At 61.9% G+C, this 14,562-nt stretch carries 14 protein-coding genes; 9 read left to right on the top strand and 5 right to left on the bottom strand.

All coding sequences use genetic code 11. The features are described from left to right. The first annotated feature begins 1 nt into the window (after position 1). Both lpdA and P2T68_RS13470 read left to right on the top strand, forming a co-directional pair. Positions 2-1,381: a dihydrolipoyl dehydrogenase gene (gene lpdA, locus P2T68_RS13475; RefSeq protein ID WP_277379472.1), complete on the top strand. Its 1,380-nt coding sequence runs from the start codon at positions 2-4 to the stop codon at positions 1,379-1,381. 209 nt (positions 1,382-1,590) lie between these two features. After that, positions 1,591-2,610, top strand: coding sequence for a branched-chain amino acid aminotransferase (locus P2T68_RS13470; protein ID WP_024076339.1), 1,020 nt, complete (start codon positions 1,591-1,593; stop codon positions 2,608-2,610). A 127-nt stretch (positions 2,611-2,737) separates the two neighbouring features. Here P2T68_RS13470 and P2T68_RS13465 read toward each other — a convergent pair whose 3' ends face one another. After that, positions 2,738-3,631: a GNAT family acetyltransferase gene (locus tag P2T68_RS13465; protein ID WP_277379471.1), complete on the bottom strand. Its 894-nt coding sequence runs from the start codon at positions 3,629-3,631 to the stop codon at positions 2,738-2,740. A 301-nt stretch (positions 3,632-3,932) separates the two neighbouring features. On the opposite strand from P2T68_RS13465, the gene P2T68_RS13460 reads away from it, so the two are divergent. The 7 genes from P2T68_RS13460 (at position 3,933) to P2T68_RS13430 (ending at position 10,014) form a co-directional block, all read left to right on the top strand. Then, a complete protein-coding gene (locus P2T68_RS13460; RefSeq protein WP_024076341.1) occupies positions 3,933-4,859 on the top strand; it encodes an arginine deiminase-related protein in 927 nt (308 codons plus the stop codon). An 11-nt stretch (positions 4,860-4,870) separates the two neighbouring features. Continuing rightward, positions 4,871-5,917, top strand: a complete 1,047-nt coding sequence (locus P2T68_RS13455; protein WP_069076569.1) for an ornithine cyclodeaminase — start codon at positions 4,871-4,873, stop codon at positions 5,915-5,917. Positions 5,918-6,335: 418 nt separating this feature from the next. Next, on the top strand, positions 6,336-7,115 hold the full coding sequence (locus P2T68_RS13450; RefSeq protein WP_069076586.1) for an ABC transporter substrate-binding protein: 780 nt from the start codon (positions 6,336-6,338) through the stop codon (positions 7,113-7,115). Between the two features lie 150 nt (positions 7,116-7,265). Continuing rightward, on the top strand, positions 7,266-7,967 hold the full coding sequence (locus P2T68_RS13445; protein WP_024076344.1) for an ABC transporter permease: 702 nt from the start codon (positions 7,266-7,268) through the stop codon (positions 7,965-7,967). Continuing rightward, a complete protein-coding gene (locus tag P2T68_RS13440) occupies positions 7,964-8,677 on the top strand; it encodes an ABC transporter permease (protein WP_277379470.1) in 714 nt (237 codons plus the stop codon). The genes P2T68_RS13445 and P2T68_RS13440 overlap by 4 nt, the downstream gene beginning before the upstream one ends. 3 nt (positions 8,678-8,680) lie before the next feature. After that, positions 8,681-9,511: an ATP-binding cassette domain-containing protein gene (locus P2T68_RS13435; RefSeq protein ID WP_277379469.1), complete on the top strand. Its 831-nt coding sequence runs from the start codon at positions 8,681-8,683 to the stop codon at positions 9,509-9,511. Positions 9,512-9,516: 5 nt separating this feature from the next. Then, the gene (locus tag P2T68_RS13430) at positions 9,517-10,014 is read left to right on the top strand and encodes an Lrp/AsnC family transcriptional regulator (protein WP_041160970.1); all 498 of its coding nucleotides are present in this window, start codon (positions 9,517-9,519) and stop codon (positions 10,012-10,014) included. 352 nt (positions 10,015-10,366) lie between these two features. On the opposite strand, the gene P2T68_RS13425 is transcribed toward P2T68_RS13430, so the two are convergent. The 4 genes from P2T68_RS13425 to P2T68_RS13410 all read right to left on the bottom strand — a co-directional run bounded on the left by P2T68_RS13425 (position 10,367) and on the right by P2T68_RS13410 (position 14,527). Next, on the bottom strand, positions 10,367-11,200 hold the full coding sequence (locus P2T68_RS13425; protein ID WP_024076348.1) for a TIGR03915 family putative DNA repair protein: 834 nt from the start codon (positions 11,198-11,200) through the stop codon (positions 10,367-10,369). After that, the gene (locus P2T68_RS13420; RefSeq protein ID WP_277379468.1) at positions 11,197-12,417 is read right to left on the bottom strand and encodes a putative DNA modification/repair radical SAM protein; all 1,221 of its coding nucleotides are present in this window, start codon (positions 12,415-12,417) and stop codon (positions 11,197-11,199) included. Before P2T68_RS13420 ends, P2T68_RS13425 begins: the two co-directional genes overlap by 4 nt. A gap of 170 nt (positions 12,418-12,587) precedes the next feature. Next, complete coding sequence (locus P2T68_RS13415) at positions 12,588-13,925, bottom strand: SidA/IucD/PvdA family monooxygenase (RefSeq protein WP_024076350.1); 1,338 nt, start codon at positions 13,923-13,925, stop codon at positions 12,588-12,590. Between the two features lie 119 nt (positions 13,926-14,044). Then, positions 14,045-14,527: a sigma-70 family RNA polymerase sigma factor gene (locus tag P2T68_RS13410; protein ID WP_024076351.1), complete on the bottom strand. Its 483-nt coding sequence runs from the start codon at positions 14,525-14,527 to the stop codon at positions 14,045-14,047. Positions 14,528-14,562 lie beyond the last annotated feature (35 nt).

Raw genomic sequence — 14,562 nt, 5'->3', positions numbered from 1 at the left:
CATGACTCAAACACTGCATACCACCCTGCTGATTATCGGCGGCGGCCCCGGCGGTTATGTGGCCGCCATTCGCGCCGGCCAGTTGGGCATCCCGACCATTCTGGTCGAAGGCCAGGCATTGGGCGGTACTTGCCTGAATATCGGCTGCATTCCGTCCAAGGCCCTGATCCATGTGGCCGAACAGTTCCAGCAAACCATCCACCACAGCCAGGGTTCCCAGCTGGGTATCGAAGTGGATGTGCCGACCCTGGACATCCGCAAAAGCGTGGAATGGAAAGACGGCATTGTCGATCGCCTGACCACTGGCGTTGCCGCGCTGCTAAAGAAACACAAGGTGCAGGTGATCCACGGCTGGGCCAACGTGGTGGACGGCAAGACCGTCGACGTCGGCGACCAGCGCATCCAGTGCGAACACCTGTTGCTGGCCACCGGCTCGAAAAGCGTCAACCTGCCGATGCTGCCGATTGGCGGGCCGATCATCTCCTCCACCGAAGCCCTGGCGCCGACCCGCGTGCCCAAGCGCCTGATTGTGGTGGGCGGTGGCTATATCGGCCTGGAGCTGGGCATTGCCTACCGCAAGCTCGGCGCCGAAGTCAGCGTGGTGGAGGCGCAGGAGCGCATCCTGCCCGCCTATGACGCCGAACTGACCCAGCCGGTGGTTGAGTCCCTCAAGCAGCTGGGAGTGAAGCTCTACCTCAAGCACAGCGTCACCGGCTTCGAACACAACCACCTGCAAGTGCGCGACCCGAATGGCGACACCTTGTCACTGGTGACCGACCAGGTATTGGTGGCCGTCGGTCGCAAACCCAATACCCAGGGTTGGAACCTCGAGGCGCTGGACCTGGAGATGAATGGCGCGGCGATCAGGATCAACAACCGTTGCCAGACCAGCATGCACAATGTGTGGGCGATCGGCGACCTGAGCGGCGAGCCGATGCTGGCGCACCGGGCCATGGCCCAGGGCGAGATGGTCGCGGAACTGATCAGCGGTCAACACCGCGAATTCAACCCGGCGGCGATCCCGGCGGTGTGCTTTACCGACCCGGAACTGGTGGTGGTCGGCAAGACGCCCGATGAAGCCAAGGCCGCCGGCCTGGACTGCATCGTGTCGAGTTTCCCGTTTGCCGCCAACGGCCGCGCGATGACCCTGGAGTCGAAAACCGGTTTCGTACGGGTGGTAGCGCGGCGGGACAATCATCTGATTGTCGGCTGGCAAGCGGTCGGTGCCGGCGTGTCCGAGCTGTCCACCGCGTTCGGCCTGAGCCTGGAAATGGGCGCGCGCCTGGAAGACGTGGCGGGCACTATCCATGCCCATCCGACGCTCGGTGAGGCGGTGCAGGAAGCGGCACTGCGTGCGCTCGGGCATGCCTTGCACCTTTAACCGGGCTCACAACGCCGTCTGTAGGAGCGAGCTTGCTCGCGAAAATCGTCAACGATAACGCGTGAAACCAGAATGAACGCGGCGCCCTTGAGTTTTTCGCGAGCAAGCTCGCTCCTACAAGGGACGCGGGGGATGCGAACGGACCTGCGAATGCAGTATTGTTGCGCCCATTCAGAAAAAAACCGACTTGACCAAAGATAGAGGGTGTCATGGGTAACGAAAGCATCAATTGGGACAAGCTGGGTTTTGACTACATCAAGACCGACAAGCGGTTTCTCCAGGTCTGGAAAAACGGCGAATGGCAAGCCGGCACCCTGACCGACGACAACGTGCTGCACATCAGCGAGGGCTCCACTGCCCTGCACTACGGTCAGCAGTGCTTCGAAGGCCTCAAGGCCTACCGCTGCAAGGACGGCTCGATCAACCTGTTCCGTCCGGACCAGAACGCCGCGCGCATGCAGCGCAGTTGCGCGCGCCTGCTGATGCCGCACGTCCCGACCGACGCGTTCATCGACGCGTGCAAACAAGTGGTCAAGGCCAACGAGCGGTTCATCCCGCCGTACGGCAGCGGCGGCGCGCTGTACCTGCGCCCGTTCGTGATCGGTACCGGTGACAACATCGGCGTGCGTACCGCGCCGGAGTTCATCTTCTCGGTGTTCTGCATCCCGGTCGGCGCCTACTTCAAGGGCGGCCTGGTGCCGCACAACTTCCAGATCTCCACCTTCGACCGCGCCGCGCCACAGGGCACCGGTGCCGCCAAGGTCGGTGGCAACTACGCCGCCAGCCTGATGCCGGGCTCGGAAGCGAAGAAATCCGGTTTTGCCGACGCGATCTACCTGGACCCGATGACCCACTCGAAAATCGAGGAAGTCGGCTCGGCCAACTTCTTCGGGATCACCCACGACAACAAGTTCATCACACCGAAGTCGCCTTCGGTGCTGCCAGGCATCACCCGCCTGTCGCTGATCGAACTGGCCAAGACCCGCCTGGGCCTGGAAGTGATCGAGGGCGAAGTGTTCATCGACAAACTGTCGGACTTCAAGGAAGCCGGCGCCTGCGGGACTGCCGCCGTGATCTCGCCGATCGGCGGTATCCAGTACAACGGCAAGCTGCACGTGTTCTACAGCGAGACCGAAGTCGGCCCGATCACCCAGAAGCTCTACAAAGAGCTGACCGGTGTGCAGACCGGTGACGTCGAAGCGCCAGAGGGTTGGATCGTAAAAGTCTAAGCCAGCAACACTGCAATACCCTGTGGGAGGGGGCTTGCCCCCGATGGCGGTGCATCAGTTAAAACTGTACGGGCTGACACTCCGCCATCGGGGGCAAGCCCCCTCCCACATTTGATTTGCAGTGTTCTCAAGATTGAGTCGGGATATTCTCGACAATCTTCTTGCCCATGCTGATCCTCGGCTCCACCCCATACCCCAGCGCCTCGTAAAACCCAGCCACCGCATCATTGCCACTGGTGATCTGCAGGTTGATCTTCATGCAGCCCAGGGCCGTCAGTGCCTGTTCCGCATGCCGCACCAGCGAGGCCCCCAAGCCATGACGCCGATAGTCGGCGTGCACGGCCACCGAGTACAGCCAGCCGCGATGGCCGTCGTAGCCGGCCAGAATCGTCCCGATCACGGTTTTTTTGTCCGTCGCCACGAAAAACAGCCCGTCATTGACCGCCAGTTTCTTATCGATCGCCAAGGTCGGCAGGTTATGCGCCGTGTCATAACCAAACGCCTCCTGCCATAACGCCACCACCTGCGCCCGATGCTGGCGGTCGCGATACGGCCCGATGGGATGGCGCGACAGCAGCGCCTTTTCCATCACCAACGTGCGCTCATTGCCGTGGTAGACATCGCGTACCGTGTGAAAGCCCAGCTTGGTGTAGAACGGCTCGGCGGTCAGCGAGGATGGCACACTCAGGGTCGTCACCCCCGCGTCCCGCGCGCGCAGTTCGATTTCAATCATCAGCAGCCGACCAATGCCCTGCCCGTGCAGCGCCGGGTTGACGAACACCGAGCGCACCACATTTCCATCCAAGGCCGCCGTGGCGACGATCACCGAGTCCTGCACCGCCACCAGCACCACACGGCGCTTGAGCAGGTCCAGCACCGCGTCCGGCGTGAAGTTGCTGGCCACCCGCGCAATCACCTCCGCCGGATAATCCCGCGCATTGCTGCTGTGCAAAGCCGCGAGGATGACCTGGCTGATCCCTTCGGCATCGGCGGATTGGGCGAGACGAACGACGGTAGACATGGTTCCTCCTGGCTGACGGCGCTATAACAGTCGCCACTGTACCAATGTGGGAGGGGCCTTGCCCCTGATAGCGGTGTGCCAGTCAGATAACCTGTAACCGAAAGATTGCTATCGGGGGCCAGTCGAATCGTCGCACCGCCCACTCCCACATTTTGACCGCATTCCACCCCCGGCAGCCGATTCGGCTGCCCTACCCCCCTTTTCAGCTTTCCCGGCTGAGCCGCCCCGTTGTTTCAGCCGGGATTCATACCGCACAAGCCACAAAATAGCCCCACAGCTCACCCCATGGATTCGTGCACCCATGCAAACCACCAACACCGTCCTGATGATTCGCCCGGCGCGCTTTGCCTTCAACCCGGACACCGCGATCAACAACCGCTTCCAACGTGCGCCCCTCGACCCGCTCGGTGCACAGCAGAAAGCGCTGGAAGAGTTCGACGGCTACGTCGACACCCTGCGCCAGCACGGCGTGGAAGTACTGGTGGTGCAGGACACCCCGGCGCCTCACACCCCGGACTCGATCTTTCCCAATAACTGGTGGAGCAGCCACGCCGATGGCAGCCTGGTGCTGTACCCGATGGAAGGCCAGAACCGCCGACTGGAGCGCAACAAGGGGGTGCTGCAAGTGCTGGAGCAGCGCTTTGCGATCAAGGACACCATCGACCTCAGCCACCTCGAACAACAAAACATCTTCCTCGAAGGCACCGGCAGCATGGTGCTCGACCGTCAGCACCGTATCAGCTACGCCTGCCATTCCGGGCGCACCCACCACGCCGCCCTGCGCCAGTTCGCCGAACGTCTCGACTACCAACTCTGCGTGTTCCACGCCGTCGACCGGCACCATGCGCCGATCTACCACAGCAACGTGATGATGAGTGTCGGCCGCGACCTCGCGGTGGTGTGCCTGCAAGCGCTGCCCGATGCCAACGAACGCCAGGCCCTGGAGCGCTCGCTGCGCGACACCGGCAAAGACATCCTCGGCCTCGACTTCGACCAGCTCGAAGCCTTCGCCGGCAACATGCTCGAAGTCCACGACCGCGACGGCCAGCCGCTGCTGGTGATGTCTGCCAGTGCCTGGAGCGCGCTGCAACCGGCCCAGCGCCAGCATGTGGAGCGCCACACACGGCCGGTGGTGGTGAACATCGACAACATCGAACGCATCGGCGGCGGCAGTGCCCGCTGCATGCTGGCAGAAGTGCATCTGCCCGCCCGTCCCTCATTTCAATAAGGAGTCTTGCCATGACCCGTTATATCGACGTCAACGACCTCAGCTACCTGGTTTCGCAAAAAGGCCTGCAAACCTGCATCACCGAGATGGCCGAGTACATCCGCGCCGACTACCTGCGCTGGCAGGACTTCGAGAAATGCGCACGCCTGGCCAACCACTCGCCGGATGGCGTGATCGAGTTGATGCCGGTGTCCGACGCCTCGCTGTACGCCTTCAAATACGTCAACGGCCACCCGAAAAACACCCTGGCCGGCATGCTTACCGTGATGGCCTTTGGAGCCCTGGGCGACGTGGACACCGGTAAACCGGTGCTGCTGGCGGAGATGACCCTGACCACCGCGATTCGTACCGCCGCCACCTCAGCCCTGGTGGCCCGCTACCTGGCCCGCGACAACAGCCGCAGCATGGCGTTGATCGGCAACGGCTCCCAGAGCGAATTCCAGGCACTGGCCTTCCACGCGATGCTCGGCATCAACGAGATCCGCCTGTTCGACATCGACGCCAGGGCCACCGCCAAGCTGGCCACCAACCTCAAGGCATTCCCGGCAATCAAGGTGATCCTGGCCGGCAGCGTGGCCGAGGCCGTCAAAGGTGCGGATATCGTCACCACCGTCACCGCCGACAAAGCCTACGCCACCATCCTCACCGACGAGATGATCGAACCCGGCATGCACCTTAATGCCGTGGGCGGCGACTGCCCAGGCAAGACTGAGCTGGACCGACGCATCGTCGAGCGCGCCCGGGTGATCGTCGAATACGAACCGCAAAGCCGCATCGAAGGTGAAATCCAGCACATGCCGGAAGACTCGCCGGTGACCGAGTTGTGGCAGGTGATCAACGGCCAGCAGCCCGGCCGTGAAAATGCGCGCCAGGTCACCCTGTTCGACTCGGTGGGGTTTGCCATCGAAGACTACTCCGCCCTGCGCTACGTGCTCGACGTCGCCAAGGCGCTGGATGTCGGCAGCGAGCTGGAACTGGTACCCGACCTGGCCGACCCGAAAGACCTGTTCGCGCGCCTGGCCCAACAACCTCGTGCACAGCACAAAAAGCGCGCCTGAGACCGCTCTGGCCTGCCACTTTGCGCCCAGAGCAGGCCGGATTTCCCGGACTGAAAAGCCGATTCATAGGGTGCTACAGCCGATTCCGCTGCATTGCTTGTTTTAACAGCGCAATTTGCGCTTTGAGCCGGGGGTAAACGACACAAAAAACGCACCACCATGAAGCATTCTCTGTGGCGAGCGGGCTTGCCCCGCGTTGGGCTGCGCAGCAGCCCCAATAAAAACGCCGCGTCGTGTCTGTAAAAACGCGGTGAATGGCTTGGGGCTGCTACGCAGCCCAACGCGGGACAAGCCCGCTCGCCACAACAAGTGGGCTCCCCACAAGAAGCCGAACGACCACAAAGCTGCACTAAACAATAAAGACTCGATTCACCTTTTGACTGCCCTGACATCAATTACAAAATATAGGGACTTACACATGACTCCACTGCGATCACTCTTCGCTGCGTTGCTGTTGCCACTGTGCGCCACCACCGCCCACGCCCAGGATTGGAAAGAAATCCGCTTTGGCGTATTCCCCGAGTATCCCCCGTTTGAATCCGTGGCCGCCGATGGCAGCCTGCAAGGTTTCGATATCGAGTTGGGCAACGCCATCTGCGCCAAGCTCGAAGTCAAATGCACCTGGGTGCACAACGAATTCGACGGCATGATCCCGGCCCTGCGTGCGCGCAAGTTCGACGCGATCATGTCGTCCATGGCGGTGACCTCGGCGCGCGAGAAAGTCATCGACTTCACCGACCGCCTGTTCCTCAGCCCGACCTCGGTCATCACCCGTAAAAGCGCCGAGTTCGGCGATACGCCGGAATCGTTGAAAGGCAAGCAAGTCGGTGTGCTGCAAGGCTCGCTGCAAGAAGCCTATGCCCGTGCCCAACTGGCCAAGCTCGGCGCGCAGATCAAGGCATACCAGTCCCAGGAACAGAACTACGCCGACCTGCAGAACGGCCGCCTCGACGCCACCCTGACCGACAAGCTCGAAGCCCAGCTCAACTTCCTGTCCAAGCCTGAAGGCGCCGACTTCAAGACCGGCCCGGCCTTCAAGGACCCGACCCTGCCCCTGGACATCGCCATGGGCCTGCGCAAGAACGACCAGGACTTGCGTGCGCTGATCAACAAGGGCATCGCCGCTGTACAGGCAGACGGCACCTACGCGCAGATCCAGAAGAAATACTTCGGTGATCAAGACATCTACAACGAGTAAGCCCCACCGGCCAAAGCCCTTGTAGGAGCGAGCTTGCTCGCGAAGGTCGTAAACGGTAACGCAGCGAATCCGGTTCAACGCGGTGCCCTTGAGTTCTTCGCGAGCAAGCTCGCTCCTACAAAAGGGCGTCGTTCCTTTAGAGATCCCCCCATGAACGAACTCCTCAACTTGCAAGGCTACGGCCCGATGCTGGCCCAGGGTGCCTGGATGACGCTCAAGCTGGCGCTCCTGGCGCTGGCCCTGAGCCTCACCCTGGGCCTGGTCGCCGCCGGTGCCAAGCTCTCCAGCGCCAACTGGCTGCGCGTGCCGGCGACGCTCTACACCACGCTGATCCGCAGCGTGCCGGACCTGGTGCTGATCCTGCTGATCTTCTACAGCTTGCAACTGTGGCTCAACGACCTGAGCGAAGTATTCGGCTGGAACTACTTCGAAATCGACCCGTTCACCGCTGGGGTGATCACCCTGGGGTTTATTTATGGCGCGTATTTCACCGAAAACTTCCGTGGCGCGATCCTCAGCGTGCCGGTCGGCCAACTGGAAGCCGCGACCGCCTATGGCCTGAGCCGCTGGCAGCGGTTTCGCCTGGTGCTGTTCCCGCAGTTGATGCGCTTCGCCCTGCCGGGCCTGGGCAATAACTGGCTGGTGCTGCTCAAGTCCACGGCGCTGGTGTCGATCATCGGCCTGTCGGACTTGGTCAAGGCCGCGCAAAACGCCGGCAAGACCACCAATGAGCCGTTGTACTTCCTGATCCTCGCCGGCCTGGTCTACCTGGTGATCACCACCCTCTCCAACCGCATTTTCAAGCGCCTCGAGCGGCGCTACAACCTCGGCATCAAGGGGATGGCGCGATGATCGAACTGTTCCAGCAATACGGCCTGGCCTACCTGTTCAGCGATGGCGCGGGTTTGTCCGGCGTCGCCATGACCCTGTGGCTGTTCATTATCTCGGTGGTGTTCGGCTTTGTCCTGTCGATCCCCCTGGCACTGGCCCGCGTCTCGGAACACGTCTGGCTGCGCTGGCCAGTGGAGGTGTACACCTACCTGTTCCGGGGCACGCCGCTGTATATCCAACTGTTGATTTGCTACACCGGGCTGTACAGCCTGGAGGTGGTGCAGGACAACGCCCTGCTCAACCAGTTTTTCCGCAATGCCTTGAACTGCACCCTGCTGGCCTTCGTGCTCAACACCTGCGCCTACACCGTGGAAATCTTTGCCGGGGCGATCCGTAATATTCCCCACGGCGAACTCGAAGCGGCACGCGCCTATGGCCTGCATGGCTGGCGCCTGAACCTGTTTGTGGTGGTACCGGCCGCGTTGCGCCGGGCGTTGCCGGCCTACAGCAATGAAATGATCCTGATGCTGCACGCCACATCGCTGGCGTTTACCTCCACCGTCGCCGATATCCTCAAGGTGGCCCGCGATGCGAATGCCGAAACGTTCCTGACGTTCCAGGCCTTCGGTATCGCTGCCCTGCTCTACATGCTGCTGTCCTTTGCACTGGTGGGCCTGTTTCGACTGGCCGAACGTCGCTGGATGCGTTTTCTTGTTCCTACCCGAGGCTAACCCATGAATCAGTCCGCGCAGGCCCTGGCCACTTATCCTGTCGATGTCCCCGCTACACGAACGGCCACAGCTGCCGTCAAGCTGCAGGTCGAAGGCATCCATAAACGCTACGGCGAACACGAAGTGCTCAAGGGCGTGTCCCTCAACGCACGCAACGGCGATGTGATCAGCCTGATCGGCGCCAGCGGCTCGGGCAAAAGCACCATGCTGCGTTGCATCAATTTCCTCGAACAACCAGATGCCGGGGTCATCACCCTGGACGGCATCAGCATCGAAATGCGCCAGGGCCGCGCCGGTACCCGCGCACCGCACCAGGAGCAATTGCAGAACCTGCGCACGCGCCTGGCCATGGTGTTCCAGCATTTCAACCTGTGGAGCCACATGACCGTGCTGGAAAACATCACCATGGCCCCGCGCCGGGTGCTGGGCGTGAGCGCCGCCGAGGCGGAAAGACGCGCGCGCCTGTACCTGGACAAGGTCGGCCTGCCTGGCCGGGTGGCGGATCAATACCCGGCGTTCCTGTCTGGCGGTCAACAGCAGCGCGTGGCCATCGCCCGGGCCCTGGCGATGGAGCCGGAAATCATCCTGTTCGATGAACCGACCTCCGCCCTCGACCCTGAACTTGTAGGAGAGGTCCTCAAAGTCATACAGACGTTGGCTGAGGAAGGTCGTACCATGTTGATGGTCACCCACGAAATGGGCTTTGCCCGCCAGGTGTCCAGCCAAGTGCTGTTCTTGCATCAGGGCCGGGTCGAAGAACAAGGCGGCGCCGAGATCCTCGACCACCCCAACAGCGAACGCTTGCAGCAATTTCTTTCCAATCGTTTGAAGTGAAACCCATGGATACCAAGGCCAACGGACCCCATTCTTCCCCTGCGCTGGATCGCATCGATGAGGCAATCATCGATGTGCTGCGGCATCAGGGGCGTATCACCTACGAAAAGCTCTCGTCACTGGTCCACCTCACTCCCCGGCCCTGCCTGGAGCGGGTGCGCAAGCTGGAGCGACGTGGGGTGATCCGCGGGTATGGGGCGATCATCGATGTGCAGATGGTCTCGCCAGGGCTGTCTCTGCTGGTGCTCGTGGCCTTGTCCAACCAGAGCGGGCGCTCGGCGCAAAAGGCTTTCGAAGCCTGCGTCAAGGCCTGCCCGCAGGTGTTCGAATGCCAGCTGATCAGCGGGCCGTTCGACTACAGCCTGCGCATGCGCTGCCGGGATATGGAGCATTACCGGGTGCTGACCGAGACCTGGTTGAACAATGATGAGTTGCACATCGACAAACTCGTGGCACATCCCGAACTCGCAATCGTCAAGAACACCGCCACTGAACTGGCATAAGGATCAAGCCCAGTTGTATGTGGCGAGCAGGCTTGCCCTAATGCCGTTCAGTTAAGCGTACATCGCCTTCTGTAGGAGCGAGGGGGACGCCTAGTTCTTGCTCGCGAAAAACGTCAACGATAACGCGTGTTTCCTGAATGAACGCGGCGCCTGTGAGTTTTTCGCGAGCAAGCTCGCTCCTACAAAAAAGCCTTAACTGAACGGCATTAAGGCTTGCCCTGCGTTGGGCTGCGCAGCAGCCCCAGGAAGTTTTATCTGAAACGATGAAACTACGCGGTGTTTTTAATGGGGCTGCTGCGCAGCCCAACGCAGGGCAAGCCTGCTCGCCACAACAAGCTCCCTGCCACATTTTTTAAGCGTGCCCGCTGGAGATGCGCTTACCCGGCTTTGCCCCAATCAGGCTCGCCTGCCCATCCTTCTGCTTCCCCGTCCGCGCCTCGCTGATCAACCCCGGGATCAACTTGCCCTCCGGCAAGTTCTTCCAGAACCGGCTTGGCAAATGCCCTTCCATCACCTTGGGGTTCAACCGCGCCGGGTTGAAGATGTGGCTGTAATAGGTCAACCACATGGCACTGTGGGGGTCCTCGACATTCTGCGCCAACTGCTGCCACGCCTCTGGGCACTGGCGTTGATGGATCAGTTGCTCGCCATCGTAGTAAACCCCATCCAACGGTGTCGCGATCATCCAGCGATGGCGGCCCATGCGCCCGATAAAGTGCTGGCTGGCGCTGCGGAGAATGTCATGGGCCGGCTCATGCCAGGCCACGTACTCCGGCAGCTCGGGCCCGGCCTCCTGGGGTACCGCGATAAACCGCACGAACGCGTGCAGGTGATGAGCCTCGCGGCTGACCTGCTTGATTCGCCGTTGCAGTTCGCTGCCCAGTTTGTCCCCCGCGAGCATTGCCGTGCGGTCGCCATGGCTGACCCGCCACAGCACCTCATACAACAGGCTCCAGCGCTGCTCGCCGTGGTAACAGGCGGCGGCTTCCAGCAGTTCGAGCAACGCCTTGGGAATCCGCGCCTGGAACGGCCCCAGCCCCTCGGGGATCGGTTCGTCGGTGGCGAACAGGTCCGCCACTTCAGCCTCGCCCCAACTCACCTGGCTGGGATCGACCTGATGGCTGAGCAGCCAACGCGCCTGTTCGCGCCAGGTACTGAACAGGTTGTCGCATTCCAGGCTGATCATCCCCACAACCCCATTTGTTGCGGCTGCGGACGGTCACGCAGTTGTTCACGCAGCAGCACGCTGGTGCTTTCAGCCTGTTGCGGGTGGTAGTCGCTGGTGATGAAAAATGGCTTGGCCTTGGCCAGCACGCAGCGCATGCGGGCCAGGTCTTCGAAACGGATCTTGCGTTCACGGCGCAGGTCCACCAGGCGCTGGGTGGTGCGCAGGCCGATACCGGGGATACGGGCGATCAGGGTCGCTTCGGCACGGTTCAGGTCCAAGGGGAAGACGTCGCGGTGTTCCAGGGCCCAGGCCAGCTTGGGGTCGATATCCAGGGCCAGGTGGCCAGGGCCTTCGAACAGTTCATTGGCGCTGAAGCCGTAGCTGCGCAGCAGGAAATCCGCCTGGTACAAACGGTGCTCGCGCATCAACGGCGGCGCGGCCAGGGGCACGCTTTTCGGGCTGTTGGGGATGGGGCTGAACGCCGAGTAATACACGCGGCGCAGCTTGAAATTGCCATACAACGCCTCGGCCCCGTGGAGGATGGTGCTGTCGTCGGTGTCGTCGGCGCCGACGATCATCTGCGTGCTCTGCCCGGCCGGCGCGAAACGCGGGGCACGGGGTTCGTTGAGCACGGTCTGTTCGCCGGTGTAGATGGTCTGCATGGCCTGCTTGATCGAGACGATCTGCTTCTCCGGCGCCAGGGTTTGCAGGCTGGCATCGGTGGGCAATTCGATATTCACACTGAGGCGATCAGCATACCGCCCGGCCTCGGCGATCAACGCCGGGTCGGCTTCGGGAATGGTCTTGAGGTGGACATAGCCGCGAAAGTCATGTTCTTCGCGCAGCAGCTTGGCCACCCGCACGAGCTGCTCCATGGTGTAGTCCGCCGAGCGGATGATGCCCGAGCTGAGGAACAGCCCGCTGACGCAATTGCGCCGATAGAAATCCAACGTGAGCGTGACCACCTCCTCCGGGCTGAAGCGTGCCCGCGGCACGTCGCTGGAGCGGCGATTGACGCAGTATTGGCAGTCGTAGAGGCAGAAGTTGGTGAGCAACACCTTGAGCAGCGACACACAGCGCCCATCCGGCGTGTAGCTGTGGCAGATGCCCATGCCATCGGTGGAACCCAGCCCCGCCTTGCCCTCCGAGCTACGCTTGGGCGCGCCACTGCTGGCGCACGAGGCATCGTACTTGGCGGCGTCGGCGAGGATGCTGAGTTTTTCGATCAATTGCATGGAGGGCTACCGATACTGGTTTTTTATACAGTACCAGTCACCCCACAGTGTTGCCAGTACCACCTGTAGGAGCGAGCTTGCTCGCGAAGAACGCAAGACCACCGCGTCAACCCAGAATGCCCGCGTTATCGTCGACGGTTTCCGCGAGCAAGCTCGCTCCTGCAAGGGGGTCAGCTGGCGGCGGCGAGCAGCCGGTCCTGCACCGAGCGGCCCTGGCCACGATGACGATCATGCTCGAACAGCGACGCTGCAATCTCATCCGCACGAATCGGCAGCACCGACAGCAACGTATCGCTCAAGCCATGGCTGGCCTGGCTGAAGCCCTGGATGTAGATGCCGGCCTTGCAGCGCTCATCGGTGACGAGGCGGTAGTCGCGCGCCACTTCAAAGTCACCCAGATACTCCTCCAGCGGCGCCAGCAATTCGCGATGCATCTGGCGCTCGTAGCCGGTGGCCAGGATCACCGCGTCGTAGTGGCTGACGCTGGTTTCGCCAGTGCCGTTGTTGCGCAGGGCCAGTTCGATGCCCAACGGACCGGGGGTGGCCTTCTCGACCACGGTCATGGTGCGGAACGCATGGCGCGCAATGCCGGAGACTTTCTGGCGGTAGAAGATGCCGTAGATGCGTTCGATCAGGTCCAGGTCCACCACCGAATAGTTGGTGTTCTGGTACTCGGCGAGCAGGCGTTCACGCTCGGTGCCGGCCTGCTGGAACACCAGGTCGGTGAAGGCCGGCGAGAACACTTCGTTGACGAACGGGCTGTCATCGGCCGGCTTGAGTGCCGAGCCGCGCAGGATCATGTCGACCTGCACCGACGGGAAGCTGTCATTCAAGTCGATGAAGGCTTCGGCCGCACTCTGGCCGCCGCCGATCACCGCGATCCGCATCGCCTTGCCGTCGACACAGGGCTGCTGGGCCAAGCGCGACAGATACTGGGAATGGTGGAACACCCGGCCATCATCCTTAAGGGCCTTGAACACCTCCGGCACCCGCGGCGTGCCACCGGCGCTGACCACGACCGCACGGGTGGTACGCACATGCTGCTCACCCTGGGCATCGCGGGAAATCACCCGCAGCGCCTCGACCTGCTGTTGATGCAGGATCGGCTCGATGGCCAGCACTTCCTCTCCGTAGCGGCCCACGGCCTGGAACTGCCCGGCGACCCAGCGCAGGTAGTCGTTGAACTCCATGCGGCACGGGTAGAAGGTGCCCAGGTTGATGAAGTCCACCAGGCGGTCATGGGCCTTGAGGTAGTTGACGAAGGAGTACGGGCTGGTTGGGTTGCGCAGGGTCACCAGGTCCTTGAGGAACGAAATCTGCAGTTCGCTCTGGGTCACCAGGGTATTGCCGTGCCAGCGGTAATCAGCCTGTTTGTCGAGAAACAGCACGTCCAGTTTGCCCTGCGTCTTTTCACGCTCCTGCAGGGCGATGGCCAGCGCCAGGTTCGAAGGGCCGAAACCGATACCGATCAGGTCGTGAACCGCGGGCGAAGCAATTGCCTGTGTCATTCCAGTGTCCTCTGGATAAGCCCCGTGGCGGTGGGGCGGGAATACCTTCAAGACCTGCACAACAGGTCATGTGTTGATAGGAAACGAGGACAATGAAATAAAATTTAACCGATCGCCGATCAGTGCGCGTCCCACTCGCGCATCCGGACCCGGCAGTGCTTCATGGCATTGACGATGTGTTTTTCCACCAGGCTACGTGAAATACCCAGGCGTTCGGCGATTTGCGAATGGGACAAACCCTCGAGTTTGCGCAGCAGGAAGCTGTGGCGGCACGGCGCGGGTAATTCGGCCAGCGCCCGTTCGAGCAACTCCAGGCGCTGGGCCTGATCATGGCTGGTGTGGGGCGCGTAGCTGGAAAACCGTTCTTCATGGTCCAGCACGTCCAGCGGCTCGACCTGGCGCAGCGCATTGCGCCGGTGCCCGTCGATGACCAGGTTCAACGCCGTGCGGTACAGGAAGGCTCGAGGCTGGTCGATGGGCGTCTCGCTGGTCCGCTCCAACACCCGCACATAAGCGTCATGCACCACATCTTCGGCCACCTGGCGGTTGCCCAGCTTGGCGTTGAGGAAACACACCAGCTCACGATAGTAGTTTTCCAACATGACTCCCGGCCTACGGGCGGCGGCATTAGGTGCTG

The sequence above is a fragment of the Pseudomonas sp. G11 genome (genome assembly GCF_029457515.1).
Classification (GTDB): Bacteria; Pseudomonadota; Gammaproteobacteria; order Pseudomonadales; family Pseudomonadaceae; genus Aquipseudomonas; species Aquipseudomonas gorinensis.
This window is presented reverse-complemented; position numbering and strand designations above follow the sequence as displayed.

Coding starts and splice junctions, on each gene's coding strand:
- P2T68_RS13465 (WP_277379471.1), bottom strand. CDS start 3,631: ATGTCTACCGTCGTTCGTCTCGCCCAATCCGCCGATGCCGAAGGGATC.
- P2T68_RS13455 (WP_069076569.1), top strand. CDS start 4,871: ATGACCCGTTATATCGACGTCAACGACCTCAGCTACCTGGTTTCGCAA.
- P2T68_RS13410 (WP_024076351.1), bottom strand. CDS start 14,527: ATGTTGGAAAACTACTATCGTGAGCTGGTGTGTTTCCTCAACGCCAAG.
- lpdA (WP_277379472.1), top strand. CDS start 2: ATGACTCAAACACTGCATACCACCCTGCTGATTATCGGCGGCGGCCCC.
- P2T68_RS13440 (WP_277379470.1), top strand. CDS start 7,964: ATGATCGAACTGTTCCAGCAATACGGCCTGGCCTACCTGTTCAGCGAT.
- P2T68_RS13450 (WP_069076586.1), top strand. CDS start 6,336: ATGACTCCACTGCGATCACTCTTCGCTGCGTTGCTGTTGCCACTGTGC.
- P2T68_RS13430 (WP_041160970.1), top strand. CDS start 9,517: ATGGATACCAAGGCCAACGGACCCCATTCTTCCCCTGCGCTGGATCGC.
- P2T68_RS13420 (WP_277379468.1), bottom strand. CDS start 12,417: ATGCAATTGATCGAAAAACTCAGCATCCTCGCCGACGCCGCCAAGTAC.
- P2T68_RS13460 (WP_024076341.1), top strand. CDS start 3,933: ATGCAAACCACCAACACCGTCCTGATGATTCGCCCGGCGCGCTTTGCC.
- P2T68_RS13415 (WP_024076350.1), bottom strand. CDS start 13,925: ATGACACAGGCAATTGCTTCGCCCGCGGTTCACGACCTGATCGGTATC.
- P2T68_RS13425 (WP_024076348.1), bottom strand. CDS start 11,200: ATGATCAGCCTGGAATGCGACAACCTGTTCAGTACCTGGCGCGAACAG.
- P2T68_RS13470 (WP_024076339.1), top strand. CDS start 1,591: ATGGGTAACGAAAGCATCAATTGGGACAAGCTGGGTTTTGACTACATC.
- P2T68_RS13435 (WP_277379469.1), top strand. CDS start 8,681: ATGAATCAGTCCGCGCAGGCCCTGGCCACTTATCCTGTCGATGTCCCC.
- P2T68_RS13445 (WP_024076344.1), top strand. CDS start 7,266: ATGAACGAACTCCTCAACTTGCAAGGCTACGGCCCGATGCTGGCCCAG.